This window comes from Saccharopolyspora aridisoli (assembly GCF_004348445.1).
GTDB lineage: Bacteria > Actinomycetota > Actinomycetes > Mycobacteriales > Pseudonocardiaceae > Saccharopolyspora > Saccharopolyspora aridisoli.
Window position 1 is genome coordinate 63,973 of sequence record NZ_SMKV01000012.1, and the last position, 21,964, is coordinate 85,936.

At 68.3% G+C, this 21,964-nt stretch carries 24 protein-coding genes and 1 tRNA gene; 10 read left to right on the plus strand and 15 right to left on the minus strand.

All coding sequences use genetic code 11. The features are described 5' to 3' along the window. Nucleotides 1-3 precede the first annotated feature (3 nt). The gene (locus E1161_RS12040) at nt 4-1,497 is read left to right on the plus strand and encodes a S8 family peptidase (RefSeq protein WP_235874965.1); all 1,494 of its coding nucleotides are present in this window, start codon (nt 4-6) and stop codon (nt 1,495-1,497) included. Between the two features lie 258 nt (nt 1,498-1,755). Further along, nucleotides 1,756-2,991 (plus strand): NAD(P)/FAD-dependent oxidoreductase, encoded by a 1,236-nt coding sequence (locus E1161_RS12045; RefSeq protein ID WP_132622684.1) that lies wholly within the window; start codon nt 1,756-1,758, stop codon nt 2,989-2,991. Here E1161_RS12045 and E1161_RS12050 read toward each other — a convergent pair. Continuing rightward, entirely contained in the window at nt 2,969-3,499 is a 531-nt protein-coding gene (locus tag E1161_RS12050; protein ID WP_132622686.1) for a TIGR03086 family metal-binding protein, read from the minus strand. The genes E1161_RS12045 and E1161_RS12050 overlap by 23 nt on opposite strands. A 102-nt stretch (nt 3,500-3,601) precedes the next feature. On the opposite strand from E1161_RS12050, the gene E1161_RS12055 reads away from it, so the two are divergent. Then, nucleotides 3,602-4,177 carry a dihydrofolate reductase family protein gene (locus E1161_RS12055; protein WP_132622688.1) on the plus strand — a complete coding sequence of 192 codons (576 nt, stop codon included), beginning with the start codon at nt 3,602-3,604 and terminating at the stop codon, nt 4,175-4,177. 133 nt (nt 4,178-4,310) lie between these two features. Here E1161_RS12055 and E1161_RS12060 read toward each other — a convergent pair whose 3' ends face one another. The 4 genes from E1161_RS12060 to E1161_RS12075 all read right to left on the minus strand — a co-directional run bounded on the left by E1161_RS12060 (nt 4,311) and on the right by E1161_RS12075 (nt 8,133). Next, a complete protein-coding gene (locus tag E1161_RS12060; protein ID WP_132622690.1) occupies nt 4,311-4,697 on the minus strand; it encodes a hypothetical protein in 387 nt (128 codons plus the stop codon). Nucleotides 4,698-4,798: 101 nt separating this feature from the next. Continuing rightward, nucleotides 4,799-5,599: a DUF2182 domain-containing protein gene (locus E1161_RS12065; protein WP_132622692.1), complete on the minus strand. Its 801-nt coding sequence runs from the start codon at nt 5,597-5,599 to the stop codon at nt 4,799-4,801. Next, the gene (locus E1161_RS12070; RefSeq protein ID WP_132622694.1) at nt 5,596-6,255 is read right to left on the minus strand and encodes a DUF1326 domain-containing protein; all 660 of its coding nucleotides are present in this window, start codon (nt 6,253-6,255) and stop codon (nt 5,596-5,598) included. Before E1161_RS12070 ends, E1161_RS12065 begins: the two co-directional genes overlap by 4 nt. Before the next feature lie 1,083 nt (nt 6,256-7,338). Then, nucleotides 7,339-8,133 (minus strand): exodeoxyribonuclease III, encoded by a 795-nt coding sequence (locus E1161_RS12075; RefSeq protein WP_132622696.1) that lies wholly within the window; start codon nt 8,131-8,133, stop codon nt 7,339-7,341. Between the two features lie 270 nt (nt 8,134-8,403). Here E1161_RS12075 and E1161_RS12080 point away from each other — a divergent pair, with 270 nt between their 5' ends. The 3 genes from E1161_RS12080 (at nt 8,404) to E1161_RS12090 (ending at nt 10,144) form a co-directional block, all read left to right on the plus strand. Next, entirely contained in the window at nt 8,404-9,270 is an 867-nt protein-coding gene (locus E1161_RS12080; protein WP_132622698.1) for a helix-turn-helix domain-containing protein, read from the plus strand. Nucleotides 9,271-9,502: 232 nt separating this feature from the next. Next, nucleotides 9,503-9,739 (plus strand): DUF397 domain-containing protein, encoded by a 237-nt coding sequence (locus tag E1161_RS12085; protein ID WP_132622700.1) that lies wholly within the window; start codon nt 9,503-9,505, stop codon nt 9,737-9,739. A gap of 48 nt (nt 9,740-9,787) precedes the next feature. Continuing rightward, on the plus strand, nt 9,788-10,144 hold the full coding sequence (locus E1161_RS12090) for a hypothetical protein (protein ID WP_132622702.1): 357 nt from the start codon (nt 9,788-9,790) through the stop codon (nt 10,142-10,144). Nucleotides 10,145-10,718: 574 nt separating this feature from the next. Here E1161_RS12090 and E1161_RS12095 read toward each other — a convergent pair. Next, entirely contained in the window at nt 10,719-11,255 is a 537-nt protein-coding gene (locus E1161_RS12095; RefSeq protein WP_132622704.1) for an RICIN domain-containing protein, read from the minus strand. A 205-nt stretch (nt 11,256-11,460) separates the two neighbouring features. Between E1161_RS12095 and E1161_RS12100 the strand changes: the two genes are divergently transcribed. Next, nucleotides 11,461-12,291, plus strand: a complete 831-nt coding sequence (locus tag E1161_RS12100) for a hypothetical protein (RefSeq protein WP_132622706.1) — start codon at nt 11,461-11,463, stop codon at nt 12,289-12,291. 70 nt (nt 12,292-12,361) lie between these two features. Further along, complete coding sequence (locus E1161_RS12105) at nt 12,362-12,595, plus strand: hypothetical protein (protein ID WP_132622708.1); 234 nt, start codon at nt 12,362-12,364, stop codon at nt 12,593-12,595. Here E1161_RS12105 and E1161_RS12110 read toward each other — a convergent pair. From E1161_RS12110 to E1161_RS12140, 7 genes are all read right to left on the minus strand, one after another. Continuing rightward, nucleotides 12,579-12,815, minus strand: a complete 237-nt coding sequence (locus tag E1161_RS12110; RefSeq protein WP_132622710.1) for a hypothetical protein — start codon at nt 12,813-12,815, stop codon at nt 12,579-12,581. The genes E1161_RS12105 and E1161_RS12110 overlap by 17 nt on opposite strands. Before the next feature lie 137 nt (nt 12,816-12,952). Next, nucleotides 12,953-13,768, minus strand: coding sequence for a polysaccharide lyase (locus E1161_RS12115; RefSeq protein ID WP_235874966.1), 816 nt, complete (start codon nt 13,766-13,768; stop codon nt 12,953-12,955). A 193-nt stretch (nt 13,769-13,961) separates the two neighbouring features. After that, nucleotides 13,962-14,894, minus strand: coding sequence for a YihY/virulence factor BrkB family protein (locus E1161_RS12120; protein ID WP_235874967.1), 933 nt, complete (start codon nt 14,892-14,894; stop codon nt 13,962-13,964). 140 nt (nt 14,895-15,034) lie between these two features. Further along, nucleotides 15,035-16,363: an NADP-specific glutamate dehydrogenase gene (gene gdhA, locus E1161_RS12125; protein WP_132622860.1), complete on the minus strand. Its 1,329-nt coding sequence runs from the start codon at nt 16,361-16,363 to the stop codon at nt 15,035-15,037. Between the two features lie 424 nt (nt 16,364-16,787). Then, nucleotides 16,788-17,393 (minus strand): class I SAM-dependent methyltransferase, encoded by a 606-nt coding sequence (locus tag E1161_RS12130; RefSeq protein WP_207920199.1) that lies wholly within the window; start codon nt 17,391-17,393, stop codon nt 16,788-16,790. Nucleotides 17,394-17,721: 328 nt separating this feature from the next. Then, nucleotides 17,722-18,156: an STAS domain-containing protein gene (locus E1161_RS12135; RefSeq protein ID WP_132622714.1), complete on the minus strand. Its 435-nt coding sequence runs from the start codon at nt 18,154-18,156 to the stop codon at nt 17,722-17,724. 159 nt (nt 18,157-18,315) lie between these two features. Next, on the minus strand, nt 18,316-18,540 hold the full coding sequence (locus E1161_RS12140) for a hypothetical protein (protein ID WP_132622716.1): 225 nt from the start codon (nt 18,538-18,540) through the stop codon (nt 18,316-18,318). 117 nt (nt 18,541-18,657) lie between these two features. Here E1161_RS12140 and E1161_RS12145 point away from each other — a divergent pair, with 117 nt between their 5' ends. Continuing rightward, on the plus strand, nt 18,658-19,125 hold the full coding sequence (locus tag E1161_RS12145) for a MarR family winged helix-turn-helix transcriptional regulator (protein WP_132622718.1): 468 nt from the start codon (nt 18,658-18,660) through the stop codon (nt 19,123-19,125). A gap of 105 nt (nt 19,126-19,230) precedes the next feature. Here the strand turns inward: E1161_RS12145 and E1161_RS12150 are convergent. Both E1161_RS12150 and E1161_RS12155 read right to left on the minus strand, forming a co-directional pair. After that, nucleotides 19,231-19,305: transfer RNA gene (locus E1161_RS12150), tRNA-Val, on the minus strand. A 301-nt stretch (nt 19,306-19,606) separates the two neighbouring features. Next, nucleotides 19,607-20,827, minus strand: coding sequence for an NADP-dependent isocitrate dehydrogenase (locus E1161_RS12155; RefSeq protein WP_132622720.1), 1,221 nt, complete (start codon nt 20,825-20,827; stop codon nt 19,607-19,609). 232 nt (nt 20,828-21,059) lie between these two features. Between E1161_RS12155 and E1161_RS12160 the strand changes: the two genes are divergently transcribed. After that, entirely contained in the window at nt 21,060-21,893 is an 834-nt protein-coding gene (locus E1161_RS12160) for a metal-dependent hydrolase (protein WP_132622722.1), read from the plus strand. Nucleotides 21,894-21,964: the final 71 nt, after the last annotated feature.

Below are 21,964 nucleotides of genomic sequence, written 5' to 3' on the forward strand. Positions count from 1 at the left end.
AAGTTGTCACGCAGAAGTAGGAGAGGCCGTTCGCTGCGGATCGCCGGCTCGGCACTCGCGCTGACCATGCTGTTACCCGCCGGACTCCTCGGCTCCGCGCCAGGAGCGCCCGCCGCCTCGGCAGCTCCCGCGCACTTCGTGGTCGTCGGCCCCGTCGGTGACGGACTCGCGCGAACCGAGGAATCGGTGCGCGCCGTCGGCGGTGCCGTCGTGCAGAGCTGGCCGCAGATCGGCGTGGTGGTCGCGTCCTCGCCCGACCCGGCCTTCGCCGAATCCGTCCGGCAGCAGCCAGGCGTCGAGCAGGCTGGCGCGAGCCGCAACCTCGCCGAGCAGCTGCCGCCCGCCCAGTCGGACCGGCTGGAAACCCTGGAAGGCACCGCGAACGGCATCGGCACCTTCGCCGCCGACGGCAAGGAGCCGCTGGAAGCCGACCAATGGGACCTGCCGCAGATCAAGGCCGACCAGGCCAACGCGATCTCGCAGGGCAGCGAGGACACCACCGTCGGCGTGCTGGACTACGGCATCGACCCCACGCACCCCGACCTGGCGCCGAACCTCGACGTCTCCCGCTCGGTGAGCTGCGTCAACGAGGGCGTGCCCGACCAGAGCCAGGAGGCGTGGCAGCCGCAGGACCCGACGCAGGACCACGGCACGCACGTCTCGGGCACCATCGCCGCCGCTCGCAACGGCGTCGGCGTCGCCGGAGTGGCCCCGAACGTCACGCTCGCCTCGGTGCGCGTGATCGACGACGGCGGGTTCATCTACCCCGAGTACGCCATCTGCGGTTTCATCTGGGCCGCCGAGCACGGCTTCGACGTCACCAACAACTCCTACTTCGTCGACCCCTGGTACCTGTGGTGCGACAGCGACCCGGACCAGAAGGCCGCCGCCGAGGCGGTCCGCCGCGCGGTCGCCTACGCCGAGGGCCACGACGTGGTCAACGTCGTCTCCGCGGGCAACAGCAACTGGGACCTGTCGCAGCCGATCCACGACACCAACAGCCCGAACAACGGCGGCCCGACCCAGGACCGCCACACCGGGCCGGACTGCCGCATCCTCCCGGGCGAGCTCCCTGGCGTGGTGTCGGTGTCCGCGGTGGGCGTCAACGCGGTCAAGTCGTACTACTCCAACTACGGCATCGGCTCGATCTCGGTGACCGCTCCCGGCGGTGACGCGCGGCAGATCCCGCAGACGCCGTCGGCCAACGGCCGGATCCTCTCCAGCGTCCCCGGCGGTGGCTGGGGCTGGATGCAGGGCACCTCCATGGCGGGTCCGCACGCCGCGGGCGTCGTCGCCCTGCTGCGCAGCACCCACCCGGAGTGGACCGCCCAGCAGGTCATCGGCGCGCTGAACGACCAGTCCGACGCGCTGCCGTGCCCGAAGGACTACGACGGGGACGGCGACGGCGTCGTCGACGCGGTCTGCACCGGTGGTTCCAGCGGTGCCGGCTTCTACGGCGCGGGCCTGATCGACGCCCTCGACGCGATCACGAAGTAATCCCCGGCCCCGCCCTGCCAGCCACTTCCCTGGCAGGGCGGGCACTCGGGCACCCACCAGCCCCGCCGCACCTCGGGGGACACGATTTCAGTGGGAATCAGGCTTCGGAGTTCCGCTGAGATCGGGATCCTGGTTTCCACTGAACTCGCATCGTTCACTTGAGGCGACTCGGTGCAGCCGTCTTCGACCAGGTCGTCGGCGGGATGGACCTCGTCGGCTCCGGTTGCCCGGTTCCCTTGGCAGCAGGACGCTTCGGGGGTGGGAGATTCGGAGAGTTTCGTGATCGTCGGCGCAGGCATGGCCGGGGCCAAGGGCGCCGAGGCGCTGCGCGACCAGGGGTTCGACGGGCGGATCACGCTGCTGGGCGATGAAGCGCACCGGCCCTACGAGCGGCCGCCGCTGTCCAAGGAGTACCTGATGGGCAGCGCCGAGTTCGACGCCGCCTACGTGCACCCCGAGACCTGGTACGCCGACAACCGCGTCGAGCTGCTCCTGAACACCTCCGCGCGGCGCATCGACCGCTCGCTGCGCCAGGTCGAGCTCGCCGACGGAACCAGGCTGGAGTTCGACAAGCTGATGCTGACCACCGGGGCCCATCCCCGCTCCATCCCCGTCCCCGGCCACGACGCCGAAGGCGTCCTGCACCTTCGCCGGGCGGGCGACTCCGACCGCATCAAGCAGACCCTGGCCGGCATCGAGGACCTGGTGGTGGTCGGCGCGGGCTGGATCGGGCTGGAGGTCGCCTCGGCCGCCCGCCAGGCCGGTGTCGGCGTGACGGTCGTGGAGACCGCCGAGCTGCCGCTGCTGCAGGTCCTCGGCCGCGAGGTCGCGGAGGTCTTCTCCACCACGCACCGCGAGCGGGGCGTGTCGTTCCGCTTCACCACCGCGGTCGACGAGATCCTCGCGCCTTCGGGGGAGGTCACCGGGGTCCGGCTGACCGACGGGCTGCAGATCGACGCCCAGGCGGTGCTGATCGCGGTCGGCGCCGATCCGGCGGTGGAACTGGCCGCCGAGGCGAAGCTGCGGGTCTCCAACGGCGTCCTGGTCGACGCCACGCTGCGGACCGGTGACCCGAACATCGTCGCGGCGGGCGACGTGGCCAACGCCTTCCACCCGCTGCTGGGCAAGCAGATCCGCGTCGAGCACTGGAACAACGCCCTCAACCAGCCCGCCGTCGCGGCCTCGTCGATGCTCGGCGGCGACGCCAGCTACTCCGAGCTGCCGTACTTCTTCACCGACCAGTACGACTTGGGCATGGAGTACCTCGGTCACGTCGAACCGGGTGGGTACGACGAGGTGCTGTTCCGGGGTGACGTCGAGGCCCGCGAGTTCATCGCCTTCTGGATTTCCGAGGGCCGCGTGCTGGCGGGCATGAACGTCAACATCTGGGACGTCACCGAGCAGATCAAGACGCTCATCACGTCGGGCACCACGATCGACCGCCAGGCCCTGGGCGACCCCAGCGTTCCCCTCAACGAGCACATCGCCCGCTGAGTCCAGGAGCACGTCCGGTCATGGCGACGATCCGGTCCAGCAGCGGCGCGTCGTCGTCGACCTCGACCGGAGGGCCCCACAACTCCGGCAGCGGTGCGCTGGGGACGAACACCCGCACGTGGGCCCAGCAGCCCCGCAAGGTGCCCTCGGGCAGGTGGAACCGCGCTCCGGTGGCCTGCGCCAGGTCCCAGCCGTGGACGACCACCTCGGTGAGGGCGATGCGGCCCCAGACCTCGTTGCGCAACGGAACTCCGCCCACTCCGGTCTCGCCCTCCCAGGCGGCTGGAGCAGACCACGCCTCGGCCAGCTCCAGCACGTGGGATCGGACGTCGCCGACGCCTGGCCTCGCCGAGGCCAGGGCGGTGAACCCCTGCGCTGCCTCGTCGACGTGCGCGATGAGACCGCTGACCGCGTACTCGGAGCACGGGGTCGGCAGGTCCAGCTGGTCGTCGGTCACGGCGCTCAGCAGCCCGGCCAGCTGACGACAGGCGGGTGTCAGATCGATCAACGCAGACCTCCTCGAACGGGCTCGTCGAGGAGGTAGACGAAAAAGGGCGGCCGAACTCATCGCCGCGCCGCTAACCTCACCGAGGACCACGAGGGGGCCGAAGTGCGAGAACTGACCTACGTGATCGCGTCGACGATCGACGGCCGCATCACCGGCCCGGACAACGGCAACCCCGACTTCTTCGGGCACGAGGGCGACCACGGCGATTTCCTGCGCGCCGAGTTCCCGGAACTGCTGCCCTCGCACGTCCGACCGGTGTTCGGTCTCGACGGCGTGCCCAACAAGCACTTCGACACGGTGCTGCAGGGGCGCGGAAGCTGGGAGATCGGGATGCGGGAGGGCCTCACCAACGCCTACCGGCACCTGCGCAGCATCGTGTTCTCGCGCAGCATCCCCGAAACCCCGGACCCGACGGTGGAATTCGTCCACACCGATCCGCTGGAGAAGGTGCGCGAGCTCAAGCGCGAACCGGGTGCGGGGATCTGGCTGTGCGGTGGCGGGAAGCTCGCTGCCGCGGTGCGCTCCGAAATCGACGAGCTGATCGTCAAGCTCCACCCGGTGGTGGCGGGCGCGGGAATCCCGATGTTCGACGGCGAGTTCTCCCCATCGACGTTCGAACTGGCCGACGCGAAGCCCTTCAACAGCGGTGTCGTGCACCTCACCTACCGAAAGCGGTGAACGAAGTCGACCACGCACCGTCAGGCTTCCAACAACTCCCTCACCTGTCGGTGAGCACCGCCGCACCATGCCGTCCTGTGGATTCGAGCGGGCGCGGACTCGTCGCGAATTCGCGCCCGCCGGTCGACCGCCCTCATGCGAACCGGGCGAAACCGGTCGCGCGTTCGGTGATGGTGACCGGGGTGCCGGAGTCGGCCATCGGGCGAAGACCGTCGCGAACTGCGTCGTCGGGATGACCGTGGACGTCGAAGCGCTCCACCTCGCAGTGCTCCATCACCCCTCGGATGTAGGGGTCGGAGAGCCGCCAGTGCTCCCGGATCGCATCGGAGTCGCGGTAGAGCTGGTAGCTGTAGGCCAGCATCCGCTCCTCGTCGATGAACACGTCCACCATCAGCTGCGGACCGCGCTCCTCGACGAACTCCACCGCCTTCCGCACCGCGGCCTTGAAATCGTCCAAGCGGCCCTCGGTGATCCGCATCGTGTTGCGGAAGAGGATCGGGCCTTCTTCGGGCTTCAGCATGTGACGAGTGTCGAACTTCGACCTAACTGGAGGTCAAGCCCGCCCTGGGCCTGGGCGGGCACGAGCCAACGGGGTTTCGGTTCAGCGCGAGGACGACGCTTTCAGACCATCGGAGCCAGCAACCCGGGCGCGATCAGCAGGAGCACTCCCGCACCGATCAACACCGCGCCGAGCGCGGAGCTGACGATCTCCGCTCGGGGGGACACCTTCTCGATCGCGATCACCGCGGCGAGAACGGCCATCCACAGCAGGTTCATCACACCGACGGCGAGCAGGACCACCATCAGCGCCCAGCAGCAGCCGAGGCAGTACCCGCCGTGGTGCACGCCGACCCGAAGCGCCCCCAGCCTGCCGCCGACCACCGCGTCGCCATGCCTGACCACCAGCGCCAGCGGTGATCGGCAGCGGACCAAGCACCAGCGCTTCAACGGGCTGAACTCGTACGCCCCAGCCACCAGGAGCACGACAGCACCGACCCGCACCGACGCAGCGCCGCTGTGGCCGATCGCGTCGAACCCGCGCAGGACCGCCCACGCGACAACGCCCGCGGCGGTCCAGACGAGCAGGTACCCGAGCGTCAGAGGCGGCAGCACTCCGCGTCTCCGCCGTGCCCGCACCAGCCTGAACACCCCGATCGTGAACGGCGTGATCGCCGGCAACATCATCGCGGCCATCATCACGACCCAGACCCCGAGGAACAGGGCGAAGGGCGCCGGCCCGCCCGCCATCTCGGCCGACCCCATGCCGGTGAGCAGCCCCATCCGCATCTCGGGCATGCCGAGGACTCCGCTGAGCAGCCAGGAGACCCCCGCCAACGCCAGAAGAACCGCGGCCAGCGCAACCTCCACCCCGGACGAGGACCGCAGCGAAGGGATGCCACGCTCCTGCGCCGCGCCGGTCATGCCGCGTCCGGCCCGGACCAGTCGAAGGGGATGTACTTGCTGGAGTAGCCAGAGCGGTCCCAGCTGAAGCCGAACGCGTCGGCCCGGTCAGCGGTGGCCTTGCCCCAGACGGCCGCTCCGTGGCCCGGTCCGACCTCCGAGCCCGGCAAGTTGCGCACCTCCACACGTGCGCCTTCGGGGCTGGCGGGACCGGTCAGCACTTCGACGGCCGCCTCTGCCTTGCCTGGAATGCGGACGCTCCAGGTGGCCAGATCATCGGCGATGGAGGCTTCGATCGGGCTGTACTCCATGCCGACGATCTCGGGGCCGAAGATCTCGCCGAACTGCTTCGGCCAGCCTCCTGCCTCTCCGCCGAAGATCTTCTGCAGCGCCGCGCGCTGCGATTCGTCCGCCCGCTCGTCGATGAAGATGGCGGCGCGGGCGTCGCTGTGCTCACCGCTCCACACGTTGCCGACGAACGAGCCGAGCATCGCGACGTTGAGCCCGTCCAGGGCGGTGCCTCCGAAACTGCCTTCACGGATGTGCCACAGGAGGACGCCGTTGCAGTCGCCGTAGGTCGGCGGCTGCGCGAAGGAGCACGGACATGGAATCGCGCACTTGCACGCGTCGAACCAGTCCCCGGCGACGTGCCACTGCGGAGTGCTTGGAGTAACCATGTCGACCTCCAAATCGTCGAGACCTCGTTTCCAGTGTCGGCGCGCTTCGAGGCACGAAACACGGACGAAAGGCCCGACGAGTCCGCTTCCAGGCACAGCTCAATATCGGACCGGTGGCGACTACCTCTGATGCTGGCGCGCCAGGTGATCAGGATCCGGGCGTGGACCGCACCCGCCTGGCGCAGTACGCAAGTCCCCCACGCCGAGAACCCCAGCTGGACCATTCCTCCCATGATCTCGACGAAGGAAGCATTCGGGAGGACTGGCCGAAGCCGAGTCCGCTGCCAACCACGGCGGTGCGGCTGTGGCGGTGCGGAGCGCTGGGGAGTTGCCACCATAGGAGGAGAGGACCGCTCGTCGAGCAATTCCACTCGAAGGTCGGTCCTATTGACCCAGGGAGTGGCTGCCAGGAATGGCGGGCGTTCGAAGATCACGCTGGTTGTGGCCTTTGCCGCAGGTACCCGGTCTGGCGTTGGCGGGCTGATGGATGAAGCCCACCGGGTATGGATGTTTTCTCACGGCGTGCCAATTTCCGGACCAATTGTGCCCGGCAGCAGTGCGATGACCAATCCTGCGTCAATCCCTGGCACTTCTTGGTCGGCCCCAAGCGAAAATATGCTGGATGAGACTTACCCGAAGGCCATCCAGTCTCGCCTGCGCGAGTTCAAACGCCAACTCAGGCCACTCAAATGATCTGGTCGGCGTTGCTCTGGTCAGTGGAGTGCGTGCCCTTTCCCGGGTGCAGTTCACCGGCCGTCTTGGTCGTCCCTCCAACGGGGCCCGCCGCAGCGCGCAAGAGTTGAGCCAACGCCGCGTTTGCTGCGGGACTTGGAGGGCCTGCACCCGCTCCGGGCGCAGGTTTTGGCGTGCGCAAGCTCATTGCTCGCTGGAGCGTTCGAGCTCACCAACCAATTCCGCCAGGGCCTCAGGGGCCACCTGAAGGCTTGCGCGCGTCCCTCCCCGGAACATCGCGACTTGATCGCGAGCAACGGCATCGAAGCCCTGAACGGCGGGCAGCGCAGAACTACGCATCACACGGACAGCGGAGCGTGATGCTCTTCGCACTGATCACAGAGCTCCTGATCAGAAGTCGAAAGTGACCGTCACAGGAGCGTGGTCGCTCCAACGCTCGTCGTAGCTGGGAGCCTTCTCCACCTGTGCCGACACGGCACGCTGTGCGATATCCGCAGTTGCGACAACAAGGTCGATCCGCCAACCCGAGTCGTTGTCGAAGGCTTTGCCGCGGTAGGACCACCACGAGTACGGCCCGGGACCTTCGGGGTGGAGGCTGCGGACGACGTCGGTGTAGCCGGATTCGAAGACCTCGGTCAGCCACGCCCGCTCCTCCGGGAGGAACCCAGCGGACTTCTGATTGGCCTTCCAGTTCTTCAAGTCGACCTCGCGGTGGGCGATGTTCCAGTCACCGCAGATCACGACCTCGCGGCCGGCGGAGGCGGCGCGTTCGCGGAGTCCGGCGAGGTGTTCACCGAACTCCTTCATGAAGCGCTCCTTCTCGTCCTGGCGCGGCGTGCCGACCTCACCGCTGGGCAGGTAGAGGCTGGCGACCGTGATGCCGGGGAGATCGAACTCCAGGTAGCGGCCGGTGTCGTCGAACTCCGCCGAGCCGAAGCCGATGCGGACGGCCTCCGGTTCGGTGCGGCTGTAGATCGCCACTCCCGCGCGGCCCTTGGCCGAGCTCGGGGCGAGCGCCGCGTACCAGCCGGCCGGTTCGCGCACCTCCGCGGTGAGCTGATCGGGTTCGGCGCGGGTCTCCTGCATGCAGATCACGTCCGCGCCGGTCTCCGCGAGCCACTCGACGAATCCCTTCTTCGCGGCGGCGCGCAAACCATTTACATTCACCGTTGACAAAGTCAGCACATCGACGACCCTATCGAGGGTTTTTCAGCAGATGGACGCCCCGCACGAGTGATTTCCACCGCTGATCGACCCCGCAGACGGATTCCGGGCGAATTCCAACCCTCCGCAATCCGCTGATTTCACCGCGTTGACCTGCGCAAGATCGTCCGAACCGGGGAAGCTACTAGACCTGTGGCGGTATTCCACTACTATCGCCTCCCGTAACGTTCAACCACTTCGTGCCGACAGTGGGACGTAGAACGTCCTCGAACTCCCAGCAGGAGGTCTCGCGTGGCCCCGGACAGCGCCACGGGAAGCGGCCCCACGGCCCGCCGTCTCGTGTTGGGCAGCCAGCTGCGCAGGTTGCGCGAGTCCAAGCAGATTTCCCGCGAGGACGCCGGGTACGCCATCCGCGGCTCGGGATCGAAGATCAGCCGCCTGGAGCTCGGGCGGGTCGGGTTCAAGGAACGCGACGTCGCCGACCTGCTGAGCCTGTACGGGGTGGACGACCAGTCCGAGCGCGAATCCTTCTTGGACCTGGTGCGCCGGTCGAACGAACCGGGTTGGTGGAACCGCTACAACGATCTCATGGCGCCGTGGTTCCAGGACTTCGTCGGCCTGGAGGAGTCCGCCTCCCGGATCCAGACGTACGAGCTCCAGTTCGTGCCGGGCCTGCTGCAGACGGAGCGCTACGCGCGAGCCGTCGCCACCCAGGGACGCCCCGAGGCCGAGGACGAAGAGGTCGACCGCCGGGTCCGGCTGCGCATGCAGCGGCAGCGGATGTTCGCCCAGCCCAGGTCGCCGCGCGTGTGGGCCGTGATCGACGAGTCCGTCCTGCACCGCCCGATCGGTGGCAAGAGCGTGATGCGCGAGCAGATCGAGTCGCTCCTGGACTCCACGAAGCTGCCCACGGTCACCTTGCAGGTGCTGCCCTTCGCGCTCGGGCGCTCCGCCGCCGAAGGTGCCTACACGATCTTGCGGTTCGCCGAGCCGGAGATCCCGGACATCGTCTACCTGGAACACCTCTGCGGCGCGTTGTACCTGGACAAGGCCGAGGAAGTCGAGACCTACAGCAAGGTCAGCCACCGGCTCGCGGTCGACGCGCTGACACCGGAAGGTTCCCGCAAGCTGATGCAGGACCGGCTCCGGGAAATCTGAGCCCAACCGGGAATTTCCCAGTTCCTCGCCCGTTCGGACGATCAAGGACGGCTGTTCGCCACGGGACCGGCACCGAGTGCCGCCATGGCGTTACACCTGGCGGTGTGATCACGCTCTCAGTGCCCTGCACGTGCATTCAATCGTGCATCTGCAACTGATACCTTCTGTGCACGATCAACTGCACGTGCAGATGATTCGTGCGAGATGAGAGTCGGGGAAGGGTGGGGTTCGGATGACGAACATCCAGAACGGCATGCCCGCGAAGCAGCTTCCCAACGCTGGCTGGCGCAAGAGCCGCCACAGCGGAGCGGTGGGTAACTGCGTGGAGCTGGCACCGTTGGTCGACGGTGGGGTTGCTGTCAGGAACTCGCGCTACCCGGAGGGCCCGGCACTGGTCTACAGCAGGGACGAGATCGCAGCGTTCCTCAATGGAGCAAAGGACGGCGAGTTCGACGATCTGATCGTCTGAACTGGTCGCCACATGGTCTGAGCCCCTACGACGAACAACGGTGGCGCCATGAACGACATTACCAACGGCTTGCAAGCCCTGGTCGCCCGCGACTTCCAGTTCACGCATCCCCGGGATGCCAGCGGAAGCCTGGTCGCCGTGGTCGGAATCCGCGTGCATCACGGGGTTTTCGACATCCTGCAGCTCTTCGGCGAGAACGACGCCGACGCGGCGCGCATCCCCGCGGACGAGCCCGACGTCCTGTTCCCCAGCAGAGTGCTGTGGCGAACCAACGGACCCGCCCTCGACGTGATCGACGAGCTCCTGCACATGCCGGAACCGCTGCTGGAAACCGGCGCGGAGAGCAACGGCTGCTGGATCCCCACGCACGCCGGCCGCTCCAAGTGGCTCGCCGTCACGGCTTGAACCAGGTTCTCAGCCGGGCCTGATTCGTGGTGGGCGCGTCCCACCCCGGGCCTGACCCCGCTGCTGAAACCCCCGTCCGAGAACCCGGTGTCGGCCACCCCCCATGCCGTGCACCGGAACGGACGCCCCCAAATGAGGTCGGGTTCCCGCGCACAGGTCCCCCAGCGCGGGAGCCCGACCTTTTTGGTCACCTACCTGTGGTGAGCAGTCGGAACCGAAGGTCTCATCACCGCGAGCAGCTCGCCAGTGGCCTCGAAGGCGGAACTCCCAAGCTCAACGCTGCTGAAGCGCTACGGCGCGGGCGAGCTGACGCCGGGCGCGGAATCCGGAGCGGCCGGGAGCGACCTCACCGACCTGTCCGCTCCACCTGATGGCACAACGGCTTCCACGGTTGCCGGATCGCGGGACGCGGTGGACGCGTTCGGCTCGGGTGTCTGGCTGCGGCCGGGACCTGCGCGAGCGGACAGCATCCGCAGACGTTCGACCTGCCTCTGCTGCCCTGGCGGTACTCCGCACAGGAGAAGACGGCTGCTCCGACCGGATTCGCGGTGGGGCAGCCGTCTTCTCCGTCCAGTCAGATGTCGAGCTCGAAGGACTGGGTGTCCATGGCGTTGTGATCGGGTTCGGTGGAATTGCTGGTGACCTGTTCTCGTTCGATGAGCTGCAGAGCGCCGTTCTTGGCCGGGGGCTGCTGGATCGCCACGACCAGTCTCGGAGTGGACTTCGGGCTGATGACGACGGTGCCGTCGTCACGGCGGTTGATCGTCCAGACCTGGGCGGCGTTGGCCGGATCGCAGTCGGCGGTGCGCAGTTCACCACCCGTGCGCGCCTCGGAGGTCACGCACTGGCGGTACTCCTGGCTCTGGATGGTCATCGCGCCGTCGGGGCGCTTGGCGATGACCCACTGATCGGCCGAACGCGGTTGCGCCGTCGAGTGGGGCTGCACGGTGCGGATCGCCGAGTCCGGTCCGTTGACCACCCAGCGGGACTCGTCGGCAACGGTGGTGATCTTGGTGACGAGCACGGAATCGGCCGAGGCCGACGGCGCGGGCACGACCGACAAGACCGCCATCGCGCCGAGTGCACCCAGCATCCAGCGAGCGCGTCTCATGGTTGTTCCTCCAAGGGTGCAGGTGTTTCGGGGAAGGCGAATCAGTCCGGTTCGCCCGAAAGCGATGCTTACCAGCGCCCCGGGCGAGGCTCGCGGCCAGTAATCACAACGAGCGAAGCCCGGATGATTCGAGGCGTTCCCCGTCCCGACACCGGCGGTGAGTAGCCTGGCGGCTCGGTGTTCCCCTAGAGCTGCGAGGTTTTCGGTGACCGAGTACCAGCACTACGAGTTCCTCGCGGTCGACCGGCCGTTGAGCGACGACGAGCAGGCCGAGGTGCGGGAGCTGTCCAGCAGGGCGGTCATCAGCGACACCGCCTTCGTCGCCACCTACGAGCAGGACGACTTTCGCGGCGATCCCGACGTGCTGGTCGAGTCCTACTACGACGCCCACCTGCACGTGACGAGCTGGGGCACGAACCGGCTGATGATCCGCGTCCCGCGCGGTGACCTCGACGACGCGATCGCCGAGGAGTTCGAGGTCGCCGAGCGCGTCGACGTCTGGAGCTCCGAGGACCACGTGGTGCTGGACTTCGTCAGCGAGGACGAGGAGCCCTCCGGCTCGACCGGCCACGATGGACCGCTGCCGATGCTGGCCGGCGTCCGCGACGAGATCGCCTCCGGGGACCTGCGTCCGCTGTACCTCGCGTGGCTGGCGGGATACGGCACGTGGGAGCGCGATGAGTTCGCCTTCGACACCAGTGCCGAGGAGGAGCTCGAACCGGTCGTGCCGCCCGGGCTCACGCAGCTCACAGCCGCGCAGACGGCGCTCGCGGAGTTCCTGCGGCTGGACGACGACCTGCTGGCGGTGGCCGCCGAGAACAGCACGCCGCTGCAGGAGCGCCTCGACCCCAAGGCGCTCGGCGCCTGGGTGACCGAACTGCCGTCGGCCGACAAGGACCTGCTGTTGCTGCAGGTCGCGCAGGGGCAAGCTGCCGAGGCGCGGATCGAGATCTTGCGCCGCTTCAACGGCGACACCGCCGCGGGCAGCCGCACCGTGGGCGAACTCCTCGACCAGGCGGCCCAGCGCCGGGCCTGACCCGCACCCCCTTCGTTGCCACCTCATTGCCAACCCCTCCGAGGTGTGATCAACCTCGGAGGGGTTGGTCGTGGCCGAGGGGAACGTGGACGAGGTGGAGCGGTTCGACGACTACGCGTTGCGGCAGGCCCGCCGGAGGACGTCGAGGGTGCGCGCGCTGATGCTCGACACCCTCGCGGGGTGTTCGGTGAGCATCGCCGGGTCCCTGGTGCTGGCCGCACCGGGCGATTTCGCGACCGTGCTGGTCGGGACCGTGCTGATCGGGCTCGCCGCAGCCAGTGCGCGGGTCACGCGACCGGGTTGATGTCCCTCCGCTCCACGTGAACCCAGCGGCGGTTGTAGGAGGTCCGCACGTACTGCTCGGCTCCGCTGACGACCACGTGGTTGTTCGGGCCTTCGGCCATCAGAAGAGTTGCGGGAAGGCCGGACTCAGCCGCGGCTATCTCGAACATCCGCTGCACCGCGGTATCCGGGTCCTCCGCCGCGTGAGCGGGAGCGGCGCTGAGCAGCAGCCCCGCGGTCACCGCCGCCCACAGCGCGCGTCGCTTCGCCTGTGCTTCACCCGGGCCGCCCGTTCCTGTCCGCTCACGATGGCACGCTCAGCGACTCCGGTCGCGGGGGCGTCGGCGAGTTCGCGCAACGCCACCCGCTCGCTACCCCGTCAAGGCGTGCTGACGTGGAAATCGCGGAACTGGGCGTGCACGTCGTGGCTCGGGCCCCACTCCGTGGCGTGGCCGCCGAAGAAGGTGGAGAAGAAGATGCCGGCGAACGGGATGTCGGAGATCTGCTGGATCCCCCGCTCGTCGAGCACCTGCTGGCCGTCGATGCTCACCACGATGCGCCCGCTGTCGCGGTCGACGGTCTGCTGCACGGTGTGCCACTGGTCGTCGGCCTGCCACTGCCAGGCACCGCGACCGACGTCCTCGCCGTAGCCGTCGCCCATGGACGGGTCGTAGACGTAGACCTCGCCGTCGGCGCTGCGCGCGCCGGGACCGTGGTCGTTTCGCCACATGAACCGCGTCGACCACGCCTGACCGTGGTGGCCACCCCCGGCCTCGCCGGGCGTTCCGCCGTAGAGGCCGGGAAGCTTGCCGCCCTTGCCGAAGTCCCAGTCCGCCGGGAACCGGACCTGGTAGGTCAGCTGGAGGCCGCGCGCCTCCGCGAGATCGCCGCGCCCGGCAGCGGTGAAGTCGCTGTAGAACTGGCCGCCGCCTTCACTGGGGCAGTCCTCGCAGGACGGTGCGGACGAACCCTTGCCGTAGAACACGTCCACGGCCCCGTCCTGGCCGGACATCCGGTCGAACCCGAACTGCCCGTCATCGACCACACCCCACTGCTGCGACCAGGAATCGGCCGGGAAGTCGCCGAAATCCCCGTTCCACGGCTCGGCGGCCGACGCCGTCGCGGGCAGCGAGACCGCCGCGGCCAGCACGAGCCCGAGAAGCCCCGCCGCGCGGCGAGATCGGTGAGTGCGCATCGTTGATCACCTCGACCACGAGCACACACCCCCACCCCCACCCGGTCAACGCCCTGGCGGGAACCTGCCGCGGGATAGCACCAGGGGACCAAGAGGTTCGTCCTCGTTCCCCCAAGGGATATTCTCTCGATCCTCGAACGGCGAGAACACGGCGCGTCCACGCGGTGAGTCCGGTGATCGCGGCCCCGCGAGATCACGACGCGGACCCGTCATCGCGGTTGGCGCGGCGGGCCGTGGCGATCACCCGGGACGGCTGGACGGTGTCGAGCTCGGCGTTGACCACAGCGCCCAGCAGCACCGCGAACGCCGTGACGTACAGCCACAGCAGCACGCCCATCGGGGCTGCCAGCGCGCCGTAGACCGGCGAGTTCTGCAGGCTCACCTCCAGGTAGATCCGCAGTCCGAAGCTGCCCGCCAGCCACACCAGCAGCGCCACCGCGGCGCCCGGGATGTGCTCGCGCCAGGGCGCGCGGATCGGGACCGAGACCATGTACAGGGTGCTCAACGACGCGATCGAGCCGAGCACGATGAGCGGCCAGTACAGCCCGTACACCAGCCCCGCCGCCTGCGGGACCCACCCGGCGATCACCGACGGTCCGACCGCCAGCAGCGGCAGCAGGATCAGCACCACCAGCAGACCCACCACGTAGAACAGCACCGACATCAACCGCTGCCGCACCATGCCGCGCTGCCCGCCCAGCCCGTAGACCACCGAGATCGTGTCGATGTAGACGTTCAGCGCCGCCGATCCCGACCACAGCGCGAGCACGAAACCGATCGAGATGATCCCGGCGCGGCCCGATCCGAGCACTTCGAGCAGCACCGGCCGCAGCAGCTGGTCGATGGCCTGCGGGGACAAGACCGTTCCGGCAGCATCCACCAAGGTGTTCTCCACCGCCGCGACCGTGTCCTCGCGGCCGAGCCATCCGGCGAGGTACCCGAGGGTGCCGACGACGCTCAGCAGGACCGGCGGGAGCGAGGTGAGCGTGAAGAACGCGGCTTCGCCGGCAAGGCCCATCAGCCGGTAGCGGCCGCTGGCCTCCGCGGTGCGGGAGGCCAGCCTGATCAGGCCTCGCAGCCTCGGGTCGCGCGGGTGTCGAAGCCGCTGGAAGGCGCTGCGCGGCACGACTCCCTCCTCCGGGCGCTTGGTCCTGGTGCGGTGATCACGAACGGTTCGATGCGCGGGAGGGCCCCGGCGTCACGGTCCTGATCGTGATTCTCCGCGACGCGGTGCTCGAACGCCTCGCGGACACGCCCGGAGGAACCTCAGATGACGCCGAGGTCGAGCATCGTGTCGGCGACCTTGGTGAATCCGGTGATGTTGGCGCCCAAGACGTAGTTGCCCGGGGCTCCGTAGGCTTCGGCGGTGGCCAGGCAGCCGTTGTGGATGTCGGCCATGATCTCCGACAGCCGCGCGTCGGTGTAGTCGAAGTGCCACGAGTCGCGGGACGCGTTCTGCTGCATCTCCAGGCCCGAGGTGGCCACGCCACCGGCGTTGGCCGCCTTGCCGGGCCCGAAGGCGGTCCCGGCGTCGAGGAAGACCTTCACCGCGCCGGGGGTGGTCGGCATGTTCGCGCCCTCGCCGACCGCGACGACGCCGTTGCGCACCAGCGCGAGCGCGGCCTCGTCGTCGAGCTCGTTCTGGGTGGCGCAGGGCAGCGCGATCGCGCAGGGCACGTCCCAGATCGAGCCGCCCGCTACGAACCGGGCGTGCTCGTGGTCCTCGGCGTACTCCTTGAGACGGCCGAAGCGGACTTCCTTGAGCTCCCGGACCGCTTCGATGTCGATGCCGTTCTCATCGACGACGTAGCCACCGGAATCGGACATCGCAACGACGGTGCCGCCGAGCTCCTCGGCCTTCCTGGCGGCGTAGATCGCGACGTTGCCCGAGCCGGACACCACGACGCGACGACCGTCGAAGCCCTCACCGCGAGCGCGCAGCATCTCCTCGACGAAGTAGACCGTGCCGTAGCCGGTCGCTTCGGTCCGCACCTGCGAGCCGCCCCAGTTGAGCCCCTTGCCGGTGAGCACGCCCGACTCGTAGCGGTTGGTGATGCGCTTGTACTGGCCGAACAGGTACCCGATCTCGCGGCGTCCGACACCGATGTCGCCCGCGGGCACGTCGGTGTACTCGCCGATGTGGCGGTGCAGCTCGGTCATGAACGACTGGCAGAACCGCATGATCTCGGCGTCGGACTTGCCCTTGGGGTCGAAGTCCGAGCCGCCTTTGCCACCTCCGAGCGGAAGCCCGGTGAGCGCGTTCTTGAAGATCTGCTCGAACCCGAGGAACTTGATCACGCCGATGTTGACCGAGGGGTGGAACCGGAGCCCGCCCTTGTACGGCCCGAGCGCGGAGTTGAACTCGACGCGGAAACCGCGGTTGACCCTGACCTCGCCCGCGTCATCGGTCCACGGAACCCGGAAGATGATCTGCCGCTCGGGTTCGCACAACCGCTCCAGCACACCGGACCGCAGGTACTCGGGGTGCCGCGCGAGCGCGGGCTCCAGCGACTCCAGGACCTCGTAGACGGCTTGACCGAACTCGGGCTGGTGCCCGTCGCGGACCTGGATGGCACCGAAGACGTCGGCCGTCAGCTCTAGTCCGTTCGGGTCTCGGCTCACGGGCGAGGCTCCTCAGCAGTAGGAGTAACAGGACGCTTGTACTGTTTTTAACAGAACATTGATCGGAACGAAACATGGTTCGCCGACTTGGTCCTCCTGCTGCTCCGTTCGGCCCAACGCCGGCCTTCCGGGCAGTTGCCGCGCGAGACTGGTCGCGATCGCGGGCGTTCCGCCATCACCGCGCGGTGCAGGACATCGAGTGCCAGCCGCTCGCTCGATCCGGGACGGTCGGCCCCGCCGCGGCGTTCATGGTTGGCGCCTCGTCGCCGACAGCTCGGCCGCAGCGCGCAGGCCGGCGACGCAGAAGCGGCGAAGCGCCTGTGGGAGGTGTCGATCCGGTTCAACGGAATCGCAGGAATGGGGTGCCTCCTGGGTTGAGCCTCGGAGCGCGGGCCGTTCAGCCGACGCGGGAGGCCACGATCGCGCCGTGCGGCCTGGCACCGGGGTCGTCGCGGGTGTCGTGGACCGAGACGGCGAAACCGGCTGACCCGAGCATGCGGCTGAGCTGGTCGACCGGCCAGGAGTACGCGGTGGTCACCGCGTGGTCGAAAGGTTCGAGCTCCGGTCCGCGGACGAAGCCGACGAGGAGTCCGCCGCCGGGTTCTACGACCCGGGCGAACTCGGCGAGCGCGGCGGAGATGCGATCCGGCCGCACGTGGATCAGGGAGTACCACGCGAGGATCCCGGCCAGGCTGGAGTCCGCGACGTCGAGCTGTTCGGCGAAGCCGTCCCGGAACGAGACCTCCGGGAAGCGCTTCCGGGCAGCGTCGACGAATTCCGGTGTCGGATCGACACCTGCGACGTCCAGGCCCTGCTCGTGCAGCCAGTTCGTCCAGTGCCCCGGCCCGCACCCCACGTCGAGGATCGGTCCCTCTGGTTGATCGCGAGCCCACCCGGCGATCAGCTCGCGATCGGGAGAAGCGGTCGCATCGATGTCACCGAGGAGCGCGATGTACTCATCCGCTCGCCGTCCGTACGCCTCGCTCGCAGACCCATCCGCCACGCGGCATGTATACCACCGCCGAAGCCGAACCTCGCGGGGCCGAGGCAGGAGGCGGCCGCGATCCGCCCACGAGTACGGGCATTCACGGGACGACGCGACCTCGCGGAACATTCAGGTGGTCCAGGCCCATCAGGGCGGCCACGTCAAGAGCGCGCGGGCAGGACGATCGCCACGTGGCGAGCAAACTCCAGCGGGGAATGTGGTGGTAGATGCCGGTGATCACGATCCGACGCCTGCCGCGGAGCCATTCTCTGCATGTCAGTCCTGGGACCTCTGAATCCAGCTGAGCATCTGCAGGCCACCGAGGACCCGCATCCCTCACCTCAGGTCACCCCTCGGCGTCGGTGCTCGTCGTTGTCGCGGCGAGGGCGTCCTGGACGGTGGAGTGGCATTCCAGCAGGGCGTGGAGTCCGGCAGCGTGCAGCGCGTCCTGGACCGCCTCGCCGCCGACGACGACGTGCAGCGCCCCACCGCGAGCGTGGGCCAGCATGTGGGCGTGGGTGAGCAGTTGCAGGTCCGGAACGTCGAGCACGTGCGCGTCGGTGAGGTCCACGACGAGCAGCCGCGCCGTTGACGTCGGCTGCGGCCAGAGCATGGTCTCGAGCTGGTCGACCGCGTCGCGGTCCACGGGTGCGCTGACGGTGGCGACGACAGCGTCCGGCCGCGGGAACGTCACCTGGACGCTCGCCGCCGGCGTCTTGCCGGTGGTGTCGTGCGGAGCCTCGTCGTCGAGAGCTCCGGCAACCCGCTGCCCGAGGGACATCCGGTCGTCCTTCCTCGCGTCGGCGTCCGCAGCCAGCCGACCGTTGCGGCCTCGACCCGGTCAAGTTTGCGACCACGTGATCTTAGCGATCGCTTGCCCCATGGCAAGCAAACTCGCGGAGAACGCCTGCCCTCCGGCACCTCGTCGCGCGGGAACGGATCAGTGCCACTGGTCGGGGCCCAGTTCGCGGGCAGCGCGAGGAGTTCCGGACCTCCCGGCTCGATCACCGGTCCAGGACGGCGAGGCGCAGGTCGGCCAGTAGATCTCCAGTCCTTGCGACTTCGAAGGCCTTCCCAGCAGTGCCAGCAACGTTTCCGGCAGCTCGTGAGCGGCGCTGTGCATCGCGCGATCGAGGGAGACCAGACGTGCCGCGACGATCGCCATGTCTGGCGGCTTCGCCCAAATCCGCTCCACCGCGGAGGTTCTCGGCTCCCGGCGTGCCAGAATACCTCCGGTATCGCAGTGCGCGGACTTGATACACCCGGCGAGGAGGCTCCCCCGGTGCGCGAACCCGATCCCCTGTCCACGGAATCCCTCGACGACCTCGAGGCCGCCATCGGGGTTCTCATGGTCGTCTGGGGACGCAGCGCCGAACGGATCAAGCCGAAGGTCTCACCGTCCCAACTGCGGGCGCTCGTCGTCGTGGATCGCCACGGCTCCACCACCCTCATGAGCCTCGCCGACGAGCTGGGCTCCATCCCGTCCGTGACGAGCCGGGTGTGCGACCGGCTCCAAGCCGCCGGTCTACTCGACCGCGCCGCCAGCGCCGATGACCGGCGCGAAGTCGTGCTCCAGCTCTCCCGGGACGGCCGCCGCCTCCTACGCCAGTTCCAGCGGGAGCGCCAAACCGACCTCAAGCAGGTCCTCAACGCCATGCCCCCACGCAGCCGCACCGCGCTGCTCACCGGCCTCAGCGCTTTCTACGCAGCAGCAACAGAACTCGACCTCCCAGACGCAGAACTCGCGTGACCCCTGGGCAACTCGGACGGCGGCGCGGTCGTGAGGTGCTCGCACGCGAAAATCCCCCGTCGGCAACGATCACCAACGGGGGACTGAACCGCGTGCGCGGAGAAGTGGTGCGCGATACTGGGATTGAACCAGTGACCTCTACCGTGTCAAGGTAGCGCTCTCCCACTGAGCTAATCGCGCTCGGCGGATCTCTCCGCCAGCGGTGAAGAGTGTAGCCCAGCGGGTTCCGGCCGTTCGCACCCACCCCTGGCCTTCGCGGCACGCCGACGCCGCCCGGCGGCGAGGCGAGGAACCCGAGGGCCGTCCTACCCCCCACGAGGGCGCTTCCCCGTCGGGGGTGGTCAGTTCTGCTCCGAACTGACCACGCACAACGCCCACCGACCATGGACGGTTCGGACCAGAACTGCCCGGGGACGAGCGCCTGGAACGCAAAAACGCCGCTCCACCCGGGGTGGTAGCGGCGCTTCGCGTCAGCCGAAGATCAGCGGTCGGCCATCTTCTTCTGCAGGTTCTCGTCCAACGTCGCGAGGAACTCCTCGGTGGTCTGGAACGGCTGGTCGTTGCCGACCAGCAGGGCCAGGTCCTTGGTCATCTTGCCGCTCTCGACGGTCTCGACGATGACCTGCTCCAGCGCGTTGGCGAAGCCGATGACCTCCGGGGTCGAGTCCATCTTGCCGCGGGCCTGCAGGCCGCGGGTCCAGGCGTAGATCGACGCGATCGGGTTGGTCGAGGTGGGCTTGCCCTGCTGGTGCTGGCGGTAGTGGCGGGTCACCGTGCCGTGCGCGGCCTCGGCCTCCACCTTGCCGTCAGCGGTCATCAGCACCGAGGTCATCAGACCCAGGGAGCCGAAGCCCTGCGCGACGGTGTCCGACTGCACGTCACCGTCGTAGTTCTTGCAGGCCCAGACGTAGCCGCCCTCCCACTTCAGGGCGGTGGCGACCATGTCGTCGATCAGCCGGTGCTCGTAGGTGATGCCCTTGGCGTCGAACTGGGCCTTGTACTCGGCCTCGAAGACCTCCTCGAACACTTCCTTGAACATGCCGTCGTAGGCCTTCAGGATCGTGTTCTTGGTCGACATGTAGACCGGGTAACCGCGTTCCAGGCCGTACCGGAAGGACGCGTGCGCGAACTCCTCGATCGACTTGCGGTAGTTGTACATGGCCATGGCCACGCCACCGTCTTCACCGAACTTGGCCACCTCCATCTCGATCGGCTCGGAGCCGTCTTCGGGGGTGTAGGTGATGGTGACGGTGCCCGGGCCCGGGACCTTGAAGTCGCTGGCCTTGTACTGGTCGCCGTGGGCGTGACGGCCGATGACGATCGGCTTGGTCCAGGTCGGCACGTACCGCGGGATGTTGGAGATGACGATCGGCTCGCGGAAGATGACGCCACCGAGGATGTTGCGGACGGTCCCGTTCGGGCTCCGCCACATCTTCTTCAGGCCGAACTCCTCCACGCGCGCCTCGTCAGGCGTGATGGTGGCGCACTTGACGCCTACGCCGTGCTTGGCGATGGCGTTCGCCGCGTCGACGGTCACCTGGTCGTCGGTCGCATCCCGGTGCTCGATGCCGAGGTCGTAGTAGTCGAGGTTGATGTCCAGGTAGGGGTGGATCAGCTTGTCCTTGATGAAGGACCAGATGATCCGGGTCATCTCGTCGCCGTCCAGTTCGGCGACCGTGCCCTGGACCTTGATCTTGCTCATGTGGCGGGGTGCTCCTCTCGCGAGAATGCAAGCGGTACAAGCGTACTGCTAGCGCCTTCGATTGTGCCTTGCCCCCGTCGGCCGCCACCAGGGTCACGGCACATCCGAAGCCAGATTCACAGCTGCCACTCCCCGGGCAATGCCGAATCGCACCGCGATCTTCTCTACTCTCGAACTCGACGAGTGATCTTGTCGAGCAGGTGTTCGGCACGGCAGGCGATGCAGGAGAGACATGGCGACAGGACCGACGCACGCGATGAGCGGGTTGGCCGCATGGGCAGCGGTGACCGCCCTGGCCGACACGCACGCGATAGGGCAATTATCCCCCAAGACCTGGGTGGTCGGAGCCACTCTCTCCGCAGGCGCCGCTCTGCTGCCCGACATCGATCACCCGTCGTCCACCGTCGCCGCCACCTTCGGCGCCATATCCAAGGGCTTCTCCGCGGGCATCAGCAGCTTCAGCGGCTTCCTGTACCGGCTGACCCGCACCAAGAAGGACAGCGACCGCGAGGGCACCCACCGCGGCTTCACGCACACAGTCGTCTTCGCCGTCCTCGCCGGGCTGATCACCACCGCGATCGTGCAGACCAGCGAGGGCAGCGCGCTCGGCGTGCTGATGTTCTTCTTCGCCGGACTAGCGGTGCGCGGGCTCATGCACACGTGGAGCTCGCGGCAGGACGCGCTGCTCATCGCGGTCATGTCGTTGCTGCTCACGGTGGCTTGCTGGGCCTGGGCGGGCGACCAGCCAACCGACGCCGCGGCGTTCGGGCTCGCCGTGATGATCGGCTGCGTCGCCCACTTCATCGGCGACGCGATCACCGAGCAGGGTTGCCCGATGCTGTGGCCGGTGCCGCTGGGCGGTAAGACCTGGTACCCGGTCGCACCGCCGAAGAAGCTGCGCATGCGCACCGGCGGCGCCGTCGAGCTCGCCATCATCGGACCCGGCCTGACCCTCGCGGCGGCAGCGATGACCTGCGTGGTGCTCTACCGCCTCGGCGTGGCCCCGTGGCTGGCCGGACTGGACCTGCCACCTGGCTTGATGGCCTGGATCGAGGCAAGCCCTTGAGCCACCCGGAGTAGGGTTTAGACCATTAGCACGCAAAACAAGACAAACGGCACAATCCCTCTGGCCTGACC

Bases quoted from the DNA above. Each gene is read 5' to 3' on its own strand.
- E1161_RS12060 (WP_132622690.1), bottom strand. From the start codon at position 4,697: ATGCTGAAGCCCGAAGAAGGCCCGATCCTCTTCCGCAACACGATGCGG.
- E1161_RS12065 (WP_132622692.1), bottom strand. From the start codon at position 5,599: ATGACCGGCGCGGCGCAGGAGCGTGGCATCCCTTCGCTGCGGTCCTCG.
- E1161_RS12070 (WP_132622694.1), bottom strand. From the start codon at position 6,255: ATGGTTACTCCAAGCACTCCGCAGTGGCACGTCGCCGGGGACTGGTTC.
- E1161_RS12085 (WP_132622700.1), top strand. From the start codon at position 9,503: ATGACGAACATCCAGAACGGCATGCCCGCGAAGCAGCTTCCCAACGCT.
- E1161_RS12090 (WP_132622702.1), top strand. From the start codon at position 9,788: ATGAACGACATTACCAACGGCTTGCAAGCCCTGGTCGCCCGCGACTTC.
- E1161_RS12095 (WP_132622704.1), bottom strand. From the start codon at position 11,255: ATGAGACGCGCTCGCTGGATGCTGGGTGCACTCGGCGCGATGGCGGTC.
- E1161_RS12115 (WP_235874966.1), bottom strand. From the start codon at position 13,768: ATGCGCACTCACCGATCTCGCCGCGCGGCGGGGCTTCTCGGGCTCGTG.
- E1161_RS12135 (WP_132622714.1), bottom strand. From the start codon at position 18,156: ATGTCCCTCGGGCAGCGGGTTGCCGGAGCTCTCGACGACGAGGCTCCG.
- E1161_RS12140 (WP_132622716.1), bottom strand. From the start codon at position 18,540: ATGGCGATCGTCGCGGCACGTCTGGTCTCCCTCGATCGCGCGATGCAC.
- E1161_RS12155 (WP_132622720.1), bottom strand. From the start codon at position 20,827: ATGAGCAAGATCAAGGTCCAGGGCACGGTCGCCGAACTGGACGGCGAC.
- E1161_RS12160 (WP_132622722.1), top strand. From the start codon at position 21,060: ATGGCGACAGGACCGACGCACGCGATGAGCGGGTTGGCCGCATGGGCA.